We start from the raw sequence: 14,512 nt of genomic DNA, 5'->3' as shown, positions 1-14,512 counted from the left end.
ACATGACTGAGACTACATCCGCGCCGTTGTACCTGCTGAGAGGGTTGCAACTCATTGGTTGGCGCGATATGCAACATGCTCTGGACTATCTGTATGCCGATGGCGAGATCCGTACGGGTACGCTGGTGGCGATTAATGCAGAGAAGATGCTGGCGGTAGAGGATAACCCCGAAGTTCGGGCGCTGATCGAAGCCGCAGAGTTTAAATATGCTGACGGCATCAGCGTGGTGCGCTCATTACGTAAAAAATACCCTCAGGCGCAGGTATCGCGCGTCGCCGGGGCTGATTTATGGGAAGCGCTGATGGCGCGCGCTGGCGCTCAGGGAACGCCGGTATTTCTGATCGGCGGTAAGCCCGAAGTGCTGGCGCAGACGGAACAGCAGCTTCGTCAGCGCTGGAACGTAAACATCGTCGGCAGCCAGGACGGCTATTTCGCTGCTGACCAGCGTCAGGCGCTGTTTGAACGTATTCGCGATAGCGGGGCGAAGATCGTCACCGTGGCGATGGGGTCGCCGCGTCAGGAGATCCTGATGCGCGATTGCCGGGAAGTTTATCCGCAGGCGCTTTATATGGGCGTAGGCGGAACCTACGATGTCTTTACCGGTCATGTTCAGCGAGCGCCGAAGTTCTGGCAGGACCTGGGGCTGGAGTGGTTTTATCGCCTGGTTTCGCAGCCGAGCCGAATAAAAAGGCAGGCGCGTCTGCTGCGCTATTTACGCTGGTATTATACCGATAAGCTTTGATATTCCACTGCGAGCGGGCGGGTTTACCTGGATATTCTGTGTAATGTCTTCACTCGCCTGATACTTTATTTGCCATTTCCCTCAAATTCATTAACCATTCGCATGCTTAAAACGCGACGGTCAGGTTTACCGTCGCGCAGGCAGGGCTATTCGTTCATAAAAATAACCGGCATAAGCCCATCTCGCCTGGGATGCGCTTAAATCCGGAGCAGGGCAAACACAAGAGGCTATATGACTGAGAAAAAAGCGGAACTTCAGCGGGGACTGGAGGCGCGGCACATTGAGCTAATCGCCCTTGGCGGCACGATTGGCGTGGGACTATTTATGGGGGCGGCAAGTACGCTGAAGTGGGCCGGACCTTCGGTTCTGCTGGCGTATATTATCGCGGGGCTCTTCGTCTTCTTTATTATGCGTTCGATGGGCGAAATGCTGTTCCTCGAACCGGTTACCGGCTCGTTCGCTGTTTATGCGCACCGCTATATGAGCCCGTTTTTTGGCTATCTGACCGCCTGGTCCTACTGGTTTATGTGGATGGCGGTCGGGATATCGGAGATTACGGCGATCGGGGTCTATGTCCAGTTCTGGTTCCCGGAGATGGCGCAGTGGATACCGGCGCTTATCGCGGTTGGGCTGGTCGCGCTGGCGAATCTGGCGGCGGTACGTCTGTACGGCGAAATTGAATTCTGGTTTGCCATGATTAAAGTGACCACCATTATTGTCATGATCGTGGTGGGGCTGGGCGTCATCTTCTTTGGCTTTGGCAACGGCGGACACTCCATTGGCTTTAGCAATCTGACCGAGCACGGCGGTTTCTTTGCCGGCGGCTGGAAGGGCTTTCTGACGGCGCTATGCATCGTGGTCGCCTCCTATCAGGGCGTCGAGCTTATCGGGATCACCGCCGGTGAAGCGAAAAATCCGCAGGTCACTCTGCGTAGCGCGGTCGGCAAAGTGCTGTGGCGAATCCTGATTTTCTATGTCGGGGCGATTTTTGTGATCGTCACTATTTTCCCGTGGGATCAGATAGGCTCCAACGGCAGTCCGTTCGTGCTGACCTTTGCCAAAATCGGTATCACCGCAGCGGCAGGGATTATCAACTTTGTGGTGCTGACGGCGGCGCTTTCCGGTTGTAACAGCGGAATGTATAGCTGTGGACGGATGCTCTACGCGCTGGCAAAGAATCGCCAGCTGCCTGCGGCCATCGCCAGAGTTTCGCGTAACGGCGTGCCGTCGGCGGGCGTGGCGCTGTCGATCCTGATTCTGCTGGTCGGTTCGTGCCTGAACTACATTATTCCTAATCCACAGCGGGTATTTGTTTACGTCTACAGCGCCAGCGTGCTGCCGGGAATGGTGCCATGGTTCGTAATTCTGATTAGCCAGCTACGTTTTCGTCTGGTACATAAAGAAGCGATGGCCAGCCATCCTTTCCGCTCGCTGCTATTCCCGTGGGCAAACTATTTAACCATGGCGTTCCTGGTTTGCGTGCTGATAGGGATGGGATTTAACGACGATACGCGTATGTCGCTCTTTGTCGGAATTATTTTCCTCGCCGCCGTGACGCTTATTTATAAGGTATTTGGCCTTGGTCGACGCGGAAATGTTGATAATGTGGCGTAATAAGCAACAAAACGCACAAAGCATGAGCAAACGATAATTTTCTTTTAAAAGGCACTAGACAGCGGGGTAGGAAGTCCGTATTATCCGACCCCGCAACGGCGCTAAGCGCCCGTAGCTCAGCTGGATAGAGCGCTGCCCTCCGGAGGCAGAGGTCTCAGGTTCGAATCCTGTCGGGCGCACCATTTACCCGGTGCTGGAGCTGCGGTGGTTTCAATACCGCGTAAAAGATTTGCAGTGGTGGCTATAGCTCAGTTGGTAGAGCCCTGGATTGTGATTCCAGTTGTCGTGGGTTCGAATCCCATTAGCCACCCCATTATTTAGAAAGTTGTGAAATTGCGAAGGTGGCGGAATTGGTAGACGCGCTAGCTTCAGGTGTTAGTGTTCTTACGGACGTGGGGGTTCAAGTCCCCCCCCTCGCACCACGACTTTATAAAGAATTGAACTAAAAATTCAAAAAAGCAGTACATCGGCGAGTAGCGCAGCTTGGTAGCGCAACTGGTTTGGGACCAGTGGGTCGGAGGTTCGAATCCTCTCTCGCCGACCAATTTTGAACCCCGCTTCGGCGGGGTTTTTTGTTTTCTGATTCTGCAAAAAAACGTTTATCTCCCTGATATCGCAAACAATACTTCGTTAACCCTGACGTCATTTATTGTCCAGAATAGTCCCAATTCTTTGTTCAGATAGATGCATCTTCTCCTGATCCTGTGCGATAATAATCGGGTAGATGCTCATTCCATCTCTTATGTTCGCCTTAGTGCCTCATAAACTCAGGAATGATGCAGAGCCGTTTTACGGTGCTTATCGTCCACTGACAGATGTCGCATTTTATATGCTAAATCATTCATGATGTGTCGAGACGGCCAGCACGGGAATCCCCAGGAGCTTACAAAGGTAAGTGACTGGAGTGAGCGTGTGCAGCTAACGAAGAGACAGCGTGAAGGATGAAGCATATAGCCTCATCAAACACCATGGACACTACGTTGAGTGAAGCACCCAATTTGTTGTCAAACAGACCTGTTTTAACGCCTGCCCTGGTTTCAGAGCAGGCGTTTTTTTCTTTTCAGGGAGCGGGAAACGTTCCGGCGGGAGAGGAAGTGATTCTCGCCCCCGGCGGAGGCGAGAGTGACATTACTGCTGCGGATTGTTTTGCAGGGTTAACAGCAGGCCGTCGCGACGCATCGTCGCCGCTTCTTCCGGCTGATGCAGGCGGTCAAGAGTATCCGCCAGCCATGCGTAGTCAAACGCATCCGGGCGCTGCTTGAGGGCTGCGCGGAACGCGATGCTGGCCTCCTGCCACTCACCGTGGCGCATCAGCGATTGCCCCAGCGTACTCCACAGCAGCGGACGATCGCCGACCGTTTTAAGCTGCTGACGCAGCACTTTTTCCAGCTGCTCAGGGTTATTGGTTTTCAGCCGCGGAATCGGCATAACCAGACGGTCGTCATAGTGCTTTTTCAGACCTTCGATAATAATCTGCTGCGCGGTATCATGATCGTCGCTTTCGATAAGACGATTCGCCATCGCCACCTGTAGCGCCACCTGGCTGCGGGTTTTACGGCTCTGGCTTTTCCACCAGTCGCGCAAACCTTCGCTGCCGCCGTCGGCCAGCGTTTTATCCATCAGACCAATCCACGCCAGCTGTTCCAGCTCAGCGCGATGCTCTTCATCGCTGACGTTGGCTTTCGCCATTGACGGAATGATATCCAGCAGCGAATTCCAGGCGCCGGTACGGATGTAGGCCTGCTCGGCAAGGCGCAGAACCTCCGGATGACGCGGCGTGATCTCCAACAGCCTATCGATACCGTGGCGGGCGGCGTGGTTTTCATTACGCGCCAACTGCAGACGTACGCGGGTTATTTCGACAGGGATCAGATCGTCACCGGCTAATTCAGCAGCGCGCTCCAGATGCTGGTTAGCGCGAGCTTCATCTCCACGCTGCTGGGCGGCTTCCGCTGCCAGCAGGTAGTTCACAACGGGCTGTTCAGCGTGATCGGCATTTTTCGCCATCAGCTTCTCAACCTGCTGGTAATCACCTTCCGCCAGCTTCAGCAGCGCCTGCTCTGTTTGCTTACGAGCGCGACGACGCTTACGGCCAACGAACCAGCCGCGGGTGTGCGCGCCGGTGCGGAAAATCCGCCGCAGTAGCCACTCAATGGCAAACAGTACCACCATGGTGAGGATCAGGATGATCGCAAGCCCGGTCACGCTGGTTTCAATATTGTAGTTATCGGTCTGGATTAGCACGTAGCCCTGATGACCCGCGATCATCGGCCCGACCACAATCCCGGCAAGCAGCAGCGCGAAGAGTAAGAGAATTTTCAACATGCGTTACTCTCCTTGTGGCGCAGGCGTTGGCGCGTGGGCTGCAGGGGCAGGGGCCGGCGCGCTGGTCTGGGGTTCAGCCGGCTGCGCCATCAGATTACGCACTCGCGTCTGCATTAGTTTCTCAAGCAGCGCCTGGCTTTGCAGGTTTTCCGGTACGTTCATGGTGATGCTTTGCTGGCTGAGCTTATCCACATCCTCAAGGAAGGCTTTGGTGGTGGCGTCTTCCGTGTCGTAGTAAGCGCGAACCCAGGTCGAGACGTTATCCAGAGCCTGTTTGTAGGTTTCTTCCTGATGGCGAGGGACAGCCTGCGCTGCGACCAGCAGACGGGAGCGAATATTTTCGCGCAGGTAGACGTCCTGGTTCGGCGCCAGCAGCGGCACGGCGGTTTCATCGCGGCGGCGAATGGTAATAAAGCTGTCCATAAAGTTCTGCCAGCTTTTTTGCAGGTTTACACGCCATTCGGTAATGGAGCTGGATAGCTCATCGCTATCGGAATCCATCGGCGTGTCGTCATCGTTGTTGTCCGCCAGACGGAGATTATCGATCTGGTTGGCGAGCTGGTTCACCTTCAGAATGATGCCGTCGTAGTCGACCTGACTCACGGCAGAAAGCGAGGCAATATCGTCGGTAATGGCGCGGCGCGCGGCGATCAGGCTCGGATCGTTCATATCGGCGAGGCTGGCGTCGGCGCTTTTCAGCAGCGCGGCAGCGGTCGTTACGTCCTGATCGCTCCACAGCTTACGTCCGGCCAGTTTCACGAGGAAATCCGCCTGCGCGAGCAGCCAGGTTTTTGCGTCGCTGCCGGAAATAACCGCAACCTTCTCCTGAACTTCTTCCAGCTTCTTCGCCAGAGCCTCCTGCTGACGCTGCGCTTCCGTCAACTGGTCGGCCTGCTGCTTAATAATGCCTTCGAGTTCGCTTTTTTGGCTTTCCTGGGCTTTTTGCAGCGCGGCGATCTGGCTGGATAGCCCGGCGCTGGCTTCGCTCTGGCGGGTTGCCTGGGTCTTCGTCAGGCCATAAAGACCTATGCCAGCGGCGAGGGCGATAGCAATAGCTATTGCGCTCAGCGCGAGGCTGGTTTTACTGCCGCCGTTTTTCTTTTCTACGTTATTTTCTGGCTGTGACGTCGTGTCCACGGCCTCCCTGGTCTCTTCAACCACGGCGGATTGATTCTGTTGTTCCGTCATTATGGCTTCCAATGTTGAGAGTTATTGTAATGCGCGTAGCAGCGCATCGTTGTCGGCGCTATCGGCAACCTGGATATCCTGCCAGCCCAATTCTCTGGCCTGCTCGGCCAGACGTTCACTGACAACTAAAATGCGACAGCTCAGGAGCCAACGTTCGCGATACCACTGTGGTATCAGCGTCCAGAGCTGCTGCAGCATCTCGCCGCTGGTAATGACCAGCGTTGAAATACCGCGAGACTGCCAGCGCATTGCTTCTTCTGCGCCATCATAGTGCCTTGCACTACGTTGATAACATTCACAAAAAGTGACATCAGCACCGCGTTCGCGAAGCGTATCACCGAGTAATTCCCGCCCGCCGTTACCGCGCAGGATGAGCGCTCTTTTCCCCGCAATGTTTTGTAATTCAGGTAATTGTAGCAAGACTTCGCTGATTTCCCGATCTAACGGATAGCGAACATGACGATTGCTGACTTTATGCAGGGCCAGCGCGGTGGTGCGGCCAATGGCAAAATAGTCAGGCGCCGAAGGCCAGCGCAGCCTTTGCTGCTGGAGGCGAGAGTGGGCAAACTCAACGGCGTGCTGGGACAGTGCGAAGAGCAAATCGCCAGCCGCGAGGTTTTCCAGCTGGCCGCCCAGCTCAGGAAGCTGACGTCCAGGGGTAAATTCAATGAGCGGAAAGCTCCAGGCCACGCGCCCCAGCGCGCGCAGGCGGCTGACTAACTCTTCGCCTTGCGGCAGCGGACGGGTGACCAGGATACTCATTGTGGACCTTCTCCTGCATAGACGACGGCAAGTATGTCGCGAGCGCCGTTATTCAGAAGCTCTTCGGCAAGAGAGACGCCGAGCGTTTCTGCCTCTTCCGCACGGCCGCGCCGCTCGCCGCGCACCATTTGTGAGCCATCCGGCGCGCCAACCAGCGCGCGCAGCCATAGCTCACCGTCGATCAGTTCGGCATAGCTGCCGATCGGCACCTGACAGCCGCCTTCCAGCCGGGTGTTCATCGCCCGTTCAGCGCGTACGCGTATGGCCGTTTCCGTATGATTCAACGGGGCCAGTAGCGCTTTGGTCCATTCGTCGTCAAGGCGACACTCGATGCCGACCGCGCCCTGGCCAACGGCGGGCAGCGATTGCTCCGGCGATAGCGGTTGACGAATACGCGCCTCCAGGTTCAGGCGTTTAAGCCCTGCGGCGGCAAGAATAATGGCGTCATACTCGCCGCTATCAAGCTTGCCCAGACGCGTGCCTACGTTGCCGCGCAGGGAGCGGATCGTGAGATCCGGCCGCGCTGCGGCCAGCTGACACTGACGGCGTAAACTTGACGTGCCAACGATGCTGCCGTGCGGCAGTTCATCAATGGAAGCGTAGTGGTTTGAGACAAACGCATCGCGCGGATCTTCACGCTCGCAGATGGTCACCAGCCCAAGCCCTGCGGGAAACTCCACCGGTACGTCTTTCATCGAATGGACGGCGATGTCGGCGCGGCCTTCCAGCATCGCCAGCTCTAACTCTTTCACAAACAGACCCTTACCGCCCACTTTTGCAAGGGGCGTATCAAGGATCACGTCGCCGCGGGTGACCATAGGCACCAGTTCAACGGAAAGCCCCGGGTGGCAGGACTCCAGACGCTCTTTCACATAATGTGCCTGCCATAGCGCAAGCGGGCTTTGCCGTGTGGCAATTCTCAAAACTTTGTCTAACATGCTTGTTACCGTCATTGTCGACCACTAACCATCCTAACATTGTTGTCTTAGGGATGTTAGTTTTGTGGGGTTAAGGGTCGCGGCCATCTTTTTAGCCTTTCATGCGTTTGCGAGTTGCCGCAAACGTAGTGAAGAATTTACACGTAGTAAAGGGTGCTACACTTGTATGTAGCGCATCTTTCTTTACGGTCAATCAGCAAGGTGTTAGATTGATCACGTTTTAAACCATTTGTCAGTCAGCAGTTCACCACAACCACACCGACGACGAATGGTGACGGTTTTTGTTGAAATACTGAAACTCTCCGTACTATTGTACGTCGGGTTTTTGAACATCAGGCGATATGTCTTGTACCTCTATATTGAGACACTGAAACAGAGACTGGATGCCATCAACCAATTGCGCGTGGATCGCGCCCTTGCTGCCATGGGACCCGCTTTCCAGCAGGTTTACAGTCTACTGCCGACATTACTACATTATCATCATCCGCTGATGCCGGGTTACCTTGACGGTAACGTTCCCCGTGGCATTTGCCTCTACACGCCTGATGAAACCCAACGTCACTATCTTGATGAGCTCGAGCTCAACCGTGGCATGCTGGCCAAGGAGCCGCCGAAAGGCGAGCTGCCGATCACCGGCCTTTACTCTATGGGCAGCACATCTTCCGTCGGCCAAAGCTGTTCGTCTGACCTGGATATCTGGGTTTGCCATCAGTCCTGGCTTGACACTGAAGAGCGTCAGCTGCTGCAGCGTAAATGTAGCCTGCTGGAGAGCTGGGCGGCATCGCTGGGCGTCGAGGTCAGCTTCTTCCTGATCGACGAAAACCGCTTCCGTCATAACGAAAGCGGCAGCCTGGGCGGCGAAGACTGCGGCTCCACCCAGCATATCCTGCTGCTGGATGAGTTTTACCGCACCGCGGTGCGCCTTGCCGGCAAACGTATTCTGTGGAATATGGTGCCGTGCGATGAAGAAGAGCATTACGACGATTACGTCATGAGCCTCTACGCGCAGGGCGTACTGACGCCGAATGAATGGCTGGATCTCGGCGGCCTGAGTTCTCTGTCGGCCGAAGAGTACTTCGGCGCCAGCCTCTGGCAGCTGTATAAAAGCATCGACTCGCCCTATAAGGCCGTGCTGAAAACGCTGCTGCTGGAAGCGTACTCCTGGGAGTACCCCAATAACCGCCTGCTGGCGAAAGATATCAAACAGCGCCTGCATGACGGTGAGATCGTTTCGTTTGGCCTCGATCCTTACTGCATGATGCTGGAGCGCGTGACGCTCTATCTGCAGGCCATCGAAGATGAAACGCGCCTCGATCTGGTGCGTCGATGTTTCTATTTAAAAGTCTGCGAGAAGCTGAGCCGCGAGCGCGCCTGCGTCGGCTGGCGTCGCGAAGTCGTCAGTCACCTGGTGAAAGAGTGGGGCTGGGATGAAAAGCGTCTGATGATGCTCGACAACCGGGCCAACTGGAAGATCGACGAAGTCCGTAAAGCGCACAACGAACTGCTTGATGCGATGATGCAGAGCTATCGCAACCTGATTCGTTTTGCGCGCCGCAATAACCTGAGCGTTTCCGCCAGCCCGCAGGATATTGGCGTGCTGACGCGTAAGCTGTACGCCGCCTTTGAAGCGCTGCCGGGGAAAGTCACCCTGGTAAACCCGCAAATTTCACCGGATCTGTCTGAGCCGAATCTGACCTTTATCCACGTGCCGCCGGGCCGCGCCAACCGCACCGGTTGGTATGTCTATAACCGGGCGCCGGACATGGAATCGATCATCAGCCATCAGCCGCTGGAATATAACCGTTATCTTAATAAGCTGGTGGCCTGGGCCTGGTTTAACGGCCTGTTGACGTCACGTACGCGCCTGTTTATTAAGGGCAACGGCATTGTCGATCTGGCGAAGCTGCAGGAGATGGTGGCCGATGTGGCGCATCACTTCCCGCTGCGCCTGCCTTCTCCGACGCCGAAAGCGCTGTACAGTCCGTGCGAAATCCGCCATCTGGCGATTATCGTCAACCTGGAATATGACCCGACGGCGGCCTTCCGCAATCAGGTGGTGCATTTTGACTTCCGCAAGCTGGATGTTTTCAGCTTCGGCGAAGAGCAAAAGTGCCTGATTGGCAGCATCGACCTGCTGTACCGCAACTCGTGGAACGAGGTGCGTACGCTGCACTTTAACGGCGAGCAGGCGATGATCGAAGCGCTGAAAACCATTCTTGGCAAGATGCACCAGGACGCCGCGCCGCCGGATAGCGTGGAGGTTTTCTGCTATAGCCAGCATCTGCGCGGTCTGATCCGCACTCGCGTACAGCAGCTGGTGTCTGAATGCGTTGAGCTGCGTCTTTCCAGCACCCGTCAGGATACCGGCCGCTTTAAAGCGCTACGCGTTTCCGGGCAGACCTGGGGGTTGTTCTTCGAGCGTCTTAACGTTTCGGTTCAGAAACTGGAAAACGCCATCGAATTCTATGGCGCGATTTCGCATAACAAATTGCACGGGCTGTCGGTGCAGGTGGAAACTAACCACGTCAGGCTGCCGCAGGTAGTGGACGGCTTTGCCAGCGAAGGGATTATTCAGTTCTTCTTCGAAGATGCGGATAACGATAACGGTTTTAACATCTATATCCTCGATGAGAGCAACCGCGCCGAGGTGTATCACCACTGCGAAGGTAGCAAAGAGGAGCTGGTGCGCGACGTCAGCCGCTTCTACTCTTCATCCCATGACCGTTTTACCTACGGTTCCAGCTTTATCAACTTTAACCTGCCGCAGTTTTATCAAATCGTCGACGTTGACGGTCGCGAGCAGGTGATTCCGTTCCGCAGCCAGGTGATTGCCGCTGCCACCGCTTCAGCCGGTCAGGATGCTGCCTCATCACCGATGCTACAGCACTACTCCTGAGCCTGAACTGCGGGCCTTGAGGGTGTAATAGGTTTGAAATCTTCTACGGGTGGACTTGCCGGGGGCGCTGCGCTTGCCCGGGCTACAGGGCGATAGGGATTGTTGTAGCCCGGATAAGGCGTTAGCCGCAATCCGGGGAATTCGTATCACGCTCTCTTAGCGAAAACTCACCGCTTCACCGGCCTGCATGGTCGCCGCCTGTTCCAGCAGATCCCAGAAGGTTTCGCCGCTGCGGTCGCATACCCACTCGTCGCCTTTTAAGTCGAAATGGTAGCCGCCTTGTTTCGTTGCCAGCCACACCTGGTGTAGCGGTTCCTGACGGTTGATAATAATCTTGCTGCCGTTTTCAAAACTGATAGTCAGTACGCCGCCGTTGATTTCACAGTCGATATCGCTGTCGCCGTCCCAGTCGTCAAGGCGTTCTTCGATGGTCATCCACAGGGTATCGGCCAGGCGATGGAATTCACTGTCGTTCATGGTTCTTTCCCGCTTTTTTGATAGTGGCGGCAGTATAGCGCGAAACAAAAGCGCGCGCAGTGGGATGCTAAACGCTTGCTTTTACGTCTTCTCCTGCGATGATAGAAAGCAGTAAGAATGAATCACGGGCAACTATCCATGAAAAACGTTTTCCCAGCGCTTGCCGTTTTATTAGCGGTTCTCAGCCTTAGCGGCTGTGGTCTGAAAGGGCCGCTTTACTTCCCGCCGGCGGATAAAACGGCGCCTCCGCCGACTAAGCCGGTTGATAGCGGTATCCAGAGCTCTACGCCGGATCGGAACGATCGCGGCGATAGCGGTGGCCCGACCCAGGTGAATTACTGACAGTTCCGCGCAGCTGGAGTAGAAAATGCAGTTCTCTAAAATGCATGGCCTGGGTAACGACTTTATGGTCGTTGACGCAGTAACGCAGAATGTTTTTTTCTCACCTGAACTGATCCGTCGTCTGGCGGATCGGCATCTTGGCGTGGGTTTCGATCAGCTGCTGGTGGTGGAGCCGCCTTACGATCCGGAGCTCGACTTCCACTATCGTATCTTCAATGCCGACGGTAGCGAAGTGGCGCAATGCGGCAACGGCGCGCGCTGTTTCGCCCGCTTTGTGCGTCTGAAAGGCCTGACCAATAAACGTGATATCCGCGTCAGTACCTCGAATGGCCGTATGGTATTAAGCGTCACGGAAGACGATCTGGTGCGCGTCAATATGGGTGAGCCAAACTTCGAACCGTCCCAGGTGCCGTTCCGCGCCAACAAAGCGGAAAAGACCTATATTATGCGCGCCGCTGAACAGACAGTATTGTGCGGCGTGGTGTCGATGGGTAACCCGCACTGCGTTATCCAGGTTGATGATGTGGAAACCGCGACGGTGGAAACGCTCGGCCCGGTGATGGAAAACCACGAGCGCTTCCCGGAGCGGGCGAACATCGGCTTTATGCAGGTGATCAGCCGCTCTCATATTCGCCTGCGCGTGTATGAACGCGGTGCGGGGGAAACTCAGGCCTGCGGCAGCGGCGCCTGTGCGGCGGCGGCAGTCGGTATCCAGCAGGGATTACTGGGCGAGGAGGTCCGCGTGGAATTACCCGGCGGGCGTCTGGATATCGCCTGGAAAGGTCCGGGCCAACCGTTGTATATGACTGGCCCGGCGGCACATGTCTATGACGGATTTATTCATTTATGAAACAAGTCGGGGAAGAACAACAGGAACTTGCCAGCGAGCTAAACGATCGCGCAGTGGTGGACTATCTGTTGCAACATCCTGAATTCTTTATTCGTAATGCGGCGCTGGTGGAACACATGTCAGTGCCGCATCCGGTGCGTGGTTCGGTCTCGCTGGTGGAGTGGCACATGGCGCGGGCGCGGAACCATATCAACGTGCTGGAAGAAAATATGACGCTGCTGATGGAGCAGGCGACGGCTAACGAAAGCCTGTTTCAGCGCCTGTTTCACCTGCAAACGCGGCTGGCGGCGGCCGATAGCCTTGACGAAATGCTGAACCGCTTTCATCGCTGGGCGCGCGAGCTGGGTCTGGCGGGCGCCACGGTGCGCCTGTTTCCCGACCGCTGGCGGCTCGGCGCGCCTTCCAAATTCACCCATCTGGCGATAAGCCGTCAGGCGTTTGAGCCTATTCGCATTCAGCGTCTTGGACAACAGCGCCATTATCTTGGCGCTTTAAACGGCCCCGAGCTGCTGGTCGTGCTGCCGGAAGCTAAAGCCATCGGATCGGTGGCGATGTCGCTGCTGGGGGGAGACGACGCTCCCGGTGTGATGATATTCAGCAGTCGCGACCCCCAGCACTATCAGCAAGGGCAGGGAACGCAGCTATTGCAGGAAATCGCGTCGATGCTCCCGGGATTGCTGGAGCGCTGGATTGAACGCGCATGACCGACTCGCCTCTGTTTGCTCCCGTAGAACGCTTCTTACGCTATCTCGGCGTCGAGCGTCAGCTGAGCCCGATAACGCTGCTGAACTATCGCCGCCAGCTGGAAACGCTTATCGCGCTGGCGGATAGCGCCGGGCTGAAAAGCTGGCAGCAGTGTGATGCCGCCCAGGTCCGTAGCCTGGCGGTGCGCAGCCGTCGTCAGGGGCTGGGGCCTGCCAGCCTGGCCTTACGTCTCTCCGCCTTACGCAGCTTCTTTGACTGGCTGGTGAGCCAGGGTGAACTGGCCGCGAATCCGGCGAAGGGGATTTCGGCGCCGAAAATACCCCGCCATCTACCGAAAAATATCGACGTCGACGACGTTAATCGGCTGCTGGATATCGATCTCAACGATCCGCTGGCGGTACGCGACAGAGCGATGCTGGAAGTGATGTACGGCGCCGGGTTACGTCTTTCGGAGCTGGTGAATCTCGATATTAAGCACCTCGATCTGGAATCCGGCGAGGTGTGGGTGATGGGCAAAGGCAGCAAAGAGCGCCGCCTGCCGATTGGCCGCAATGCGGTGGTGTGGATTGAGCACTGGCTCGATCTGCGCGGACTGTTCGGCGCCGATGAGGACGCCCTGTTCTTATCTAAACTGGGGAAGCGAATTTCCGCGCGTAACGTGCAAAAGCGCTTTGCCGAATGGGGCATAAAGCAGGGGCTCAACAGCCACGTGCATCCGCATAAGCTGCGCCACTCCTTCGCGACCCATATGCTGGAGTCGAGCGGCGATCTGCGCGGGGTGCAGGAGCTGCTGGGCCATGCTAACCTTTCCACCACTCAAATCTATACCCATCTCGATTTTCAACACCTTGCGTCGGTGTACGATGCGGCACATCCGCGCGCCAAACGGGGGAAATGATGCGTTTTTACCGACCTCTGGGCCAGATTTCAGCATTGACGTTTGACCTGGACGATACCCTTTATGACAACCGCCCGGTGATTGACCGGACGCTGCATGAGTCGCTGAGCTTTGTGCGCAGCTACCACCCTTCTCTGAGCCAATTTGACGCCAGCGAGCTTAACCGGCTGCGCCAGACGCTGCTGGCGTCAGAGCCGGAAATTTACCACGATGTGACCGAATGGCGCCGCCGCGCGCTGGAGCTGGGGATGATCAACGCCGGGCTTTCAGCGACGCTGGCGAAAACGGGGGCCGATGAAGCGATGGCGAATTTCGCTCACTGGCGCAGCCTGATTGACGTTCCGCAGGAGACGCACGATACGCTGGCGCAGCTGGCGGAAAAGTGGCCGCTGGTGGCCATTACCAACGGCAACGCCCAGCCGGAACTCTTTGGCCTGAGCGACTACTTCCGCTTCGTGCTGCGCGCGGGCCCTGACGGACGCTCTAAGCCCTTTGCCGATATGTATCATCTCGCAGCGGAGCGGCTGGAGCTTCCTCTGGGGCAGATTCTGCACGTCGGGGACGATCTGACGACCGATGTCGCAGGCGCTATTCGCTGCGGCATGCAGGCCTGTTGGATCAAACCGCAGGGCGCAGACCTGATGCGCGCCGCCGATGGCCGCCTGCTACCGCACATCGAAATTTCACGGTTGGCATCTCTGACCTCGCTGATATAATCGTCAGTAGTTCTGTATAAATTAACAGTAGCCCGGCGAGCCAAACGTTGCCGGGCGC

Annotated in this window: 13 protein-coding genes and 4 tRNA genes; 12 read left to right on the top strand and 5 right to left on the bottom strand. The window is 56.4% G+C overall.

The window, feature by feature from the left end:
- Positions 1–2: 2 nt before the first annotated feature.
- The 6 genes from wecG to ACSIPU_RS26155 all read left to right on the top strand — a co-directional run bounded on the left by wecG (position 3) and on the right by ACSIPU_RS26155 (position 2,901).
- A complete protein-coding gene (wecG, locus tag ACSIPU_RS26180; RefSeq protein ID WP_004107669.1) occupies positions 3–743 on the top strand; it encodes a lipopolysaccharide N-acetylmannosaminouronosyltransferase in 741 nt (246 codons plus the stop codon).
- A 231-nt stretch (positions 744–974) separates the two neighbouring features.
- Positions 975–2,357, top strand: a complete 1,383-nt coding sequence (gene thrP, locus ACSIPU_RS26175; RefSeq protein ID WP_004107670.1) for a bifunctional threonine/serine APC transporter ThrP — start codon at positions 975–977, stop codon at positions 2,355–2,357.
- 105 nt (positions 2,358–2,462) lie between these two features.
- A tRNA-Arg gene (locus ACSIPU_RS26170) sits at positions 2,463–2,539 on the top strand.
- Between the two features lie 55 nt (positions 2,540–2,594).
- Positions 2,595–2,670, top strand: a tRNA-His gene (locus ACSIPU_RS26165).
- A 22-nt stretch (positions 2,671–2,692) separates the two neighbouring features.
- Positions 2,693–2,779 (top strand) — tRNA-Leu (locus tag ACSIPU_RS26160).
- A 45-nt stretch (positions 2,780–2,824) separates the two neighbouring features.
- Positions 2,825–2,901, top strand: a tRNA-Pro gene (locus tag ACSIPU_RS26155).
- A gap of 584 nt (positions 2,902–3,485) precedes the next feature.
- Here ACSIPU_RS26155 and hemY read toward each other — a convergent pair.
- From hemY to hemC, 4 genes are read right to left on the bottom strand one after another with little or no spacing between them, the layout of a single operon-like run.
- Positions 3,486–4,682 (bottom strand): protoheme IX biogenesis protein HemY, encoded by a 1,197-nt coding sequence (gene hemY, locus ACSIPU_RS26150; RefSeq protein WP_004107671.1) that lies wholly within the window; start codon positions 4,680–4,682, stop codon positions 3,486–3,488.
- A 3-nt stretch (positions 4,683–4,685) separates the two neighbouring features.
- Positions 4,686–5,870: a uroporphyrinogen-III C-methyltransferase gene (gene hemX, locus ACSIPU_RS26145; RefSeq protein ID WP_024274882.1), complete on the bottom strand. Its 1,185-nt coding sequence runs from the start codon at positions 5,868–5,870 to the stop codon at positions 4,686–4,688.
- 21 nt (positions 5,871–5,891) lie between these two features.
- Positions 5,892–6,632, bottom strand: coding sequence for a uroporphyrinogen-III synthase (gene hemD / locus ACSIPU_RS26140; protein WP_004107673.1), 741 nt, complete (start codon positions 6,630–6,632; stop codon positions 5,892–5,894).
- The gene (gene hemC / locus ACSIPU_RS26135) at positions 6,629–7,570 is read right to left on the bottom strand and encodes a hydroxymethylbilane synthase (RefSeq protein ID WP_016808212.1); all 942 of its coding nucleotides are present in this window, start codon (positions 7,568–7,570) and stop codon (positions 6,629–6,631) included. The genes hemD and hemC overlap by 4 nt, the downstream gene beginning before the upstream one ends.
- Positions 7,571–7,916: 346 nt before the next feature.
- Between hemC and cyaA the strand changes: the two genes are divergently transcribed.
- Positions 7,917–10,466, top strand: a complete 2,550-nt coding sequence (cyaA, locus tag ACSIPU_RS26130; RefSeq protein WP_016808213.1) for a class I adenylate cyclase — start codon at positions 7,917–7,919, stop codon at positions 10,464–10,466.
- A gap of 156 nt (positions 10,467–10,622) precedes the next feature.
- Here cyaA and cyaY read toward each other — a convergent pair whose 3' ends face one another.
- The gene (cyaY, locus tag ACSIPU_RS26125) at positions 10,623–10,943 is read right to left on the bottom strand and encodes an iron donor protein CyaY (protein ID WP_004107678.1); all 321 of its coding nucleotides are present in this window, start codon (positions 10,941–10,943) and stop codon (positions 10,623–10,625) included.
- 138 nt (positions 10,944–11,081) lie between these two features.
- Between cyaY and lptM the strand changes: the two genes are divergently transcribed.
- The 5 genes from lptM to yigB are packed head-to-tail and all read left to right on the top strand — an operon-like array spanning position 11,082 to position 14,454.
- The gene (lptM, locus tag ACSIPU_RS26120; protein WP_016808214.1) at positions 11,082–11,285 is read left to right on the top strand and encodes an LPS translocon maturation chaperone LptM; all 204 of its coding nucleotides are present in this window, start codon (positions 11,082–11,084) and stop codon (positions 11,283–11,285) included.
- 25 nt (positions 11,286–11,310) lie between these two features.
- On the top strand, positions 11,311–12,135 hold the full coding sequence (dapF, locus tag ACSIPU_RS26115) for a diaminopimelate epimerase (protein ID WP_004107680.1): 825 nt from the start codon (positions 11,311–11,313) through the stop codon (positions 12,133–12,135).
- The gene (locus ACSIPU_RS26110; protein WP_004107681.1) at positions 12,132–12,839 is read left to right on the top strand and encodes a DUF484 domain-containing protein; all 708 of its coding nucleotides are present in this window, start codon (positions 12,132–12,134) and stop codon (positions 12,837–12,839) included. The genes dapF and ACSIPU_RS26110 overlap by 4 nt, the downstream gene beginning before the upstream one ends.
- A complete protein-coding gene (xerC, locus tag ACSIPU_RS26105; protein ID WP_004107682.1) occupies positions 12,836–13,738 on the top strand; it encodes a tyrosine recombinase XerC in 903 nt (300 codons plus the stop codon). The genes ACSIPU_RS26110 and xerC overlap by 4 nt, the downstream gene beginning before the upstream one ends.
- Positions 13,738–14,454, top strand: coding sequence for a 5-amino-6-(5-phospho-D-ribitylamino)uracil phosphatase YigB (gene yigB / locus ACSIPU_RS26100; RefSeq protein ID WP_016808215.1), 717 nt, complete (start codon positions 13,738–13,740; stop codon positions 14,452–14,454). Before xerC ends, yigB begins: the two co-directional genes overlap by 1 nt.
- Positions 14,455–14,512: the final 58 nt, after the last annotated feature.

It is taken from the genome of Klebsiella sp. HN106 (genome assembly GCF_051209435.1).
In the GTDB taxonomy this organism is placed as follows: Bacteria; Pseudomonadota; Gammaproteobacteria; order Enterobacterales; family Enterobacteriaceae; genus Klebsiella; species Klebsiella oxytoca.
Note: the sequence above shows the minus strand (reverse complement) of the source record. Positions and strands in the feature narration are given on the sequence as shown.

What these genes read in the sequence shown, in the direction of transcription:
- xerC (WP_004107682.1), top strand. Translation starts at nt 12,836, where the DNA reads ATGACCGACTCGCCTCTGTTTGCTCCCGTAGAACGCTTCTTACGCTAT.
- dapF (WP_004107680.1), top strand. Translation starts at nt 11,311, where the DNA reads ATGCAGTTCTCTAAAATGCATGGCCTGGGTAACGACTTTATGGTCGTT.
- lptM (WP_016808214.1), top strand. Translation starts at nt 11,082, where the DNA reads ATGAAAAACGTTTTCCCAGCGCTTGCCGTTTTATTAGCGGTTCTCAGC.
- ACSIPU_RS26110 (WP_004107681.1), top strand. Translation starts at nt 12,132, where the DNA reads ATGAAACAAGTCGGGGAAGAACAACAGGAACTTGCCAGCGAGCTAAAC.
- hemC (WP_016808212.1), bottom strand. Translation starts at nt 7,570, where the DNA reads ATGTTAGACAAAGTTTTGAGAATTGCCACACGGCAAAGCCCGCTTGCG.
- cyaY (WP_004107678.1), bottom strand. Translation starts at nt 10,943, where the DNA reads ATGAACGACAGTGAATTCCATCGCCTGGCCGATACCCTGTGGATGACC.
- hemX (WP_024274882.1), bottom strand. Translation starts at nt 5,870, where the DNA reads ATGACGGAACAACAGAATCAATCCGCCGTGGTTGAAGAGACCAGGGAG.
- hemD (WP_004107673.1), bottom strand. Translation starts at nt 6,632, where the DNA reads ATGAGTATCCTGGTCACCCGTCCGCTGCCGCAAGGCGAAGAGTTAGTC.
- yigB (WP_016808215.1), top strand. Translation starts at nt 13,738, where the DNA reads ATGCGTTTTTACCGACCTCTGGGCCAGATTTCAGCATTGACGTTTGAC.
- thrP (WP_004107670.1), top strand. Translation starts at nt 975, where the DNA reads ATGACTGAGAAAAAAGCGGAACTTCAGCGGGGACTGGAGGCGCGGCAC.
- hemY (WP_004107671.1), bottom strand. Translation starts at nt 4,682, where the DNA reads ATGTTGAAAATTCTCTTACTCTTCGCGCTGCTGCTTGCCGGGATTGTG.
- wecG (WP_004107669.1), top strand. Translation starts at nt 3, where the DNA reads ATGACTGAGACTACATCCGCGCCGTTGTACCTGCTGAGAGGGTTGCAA.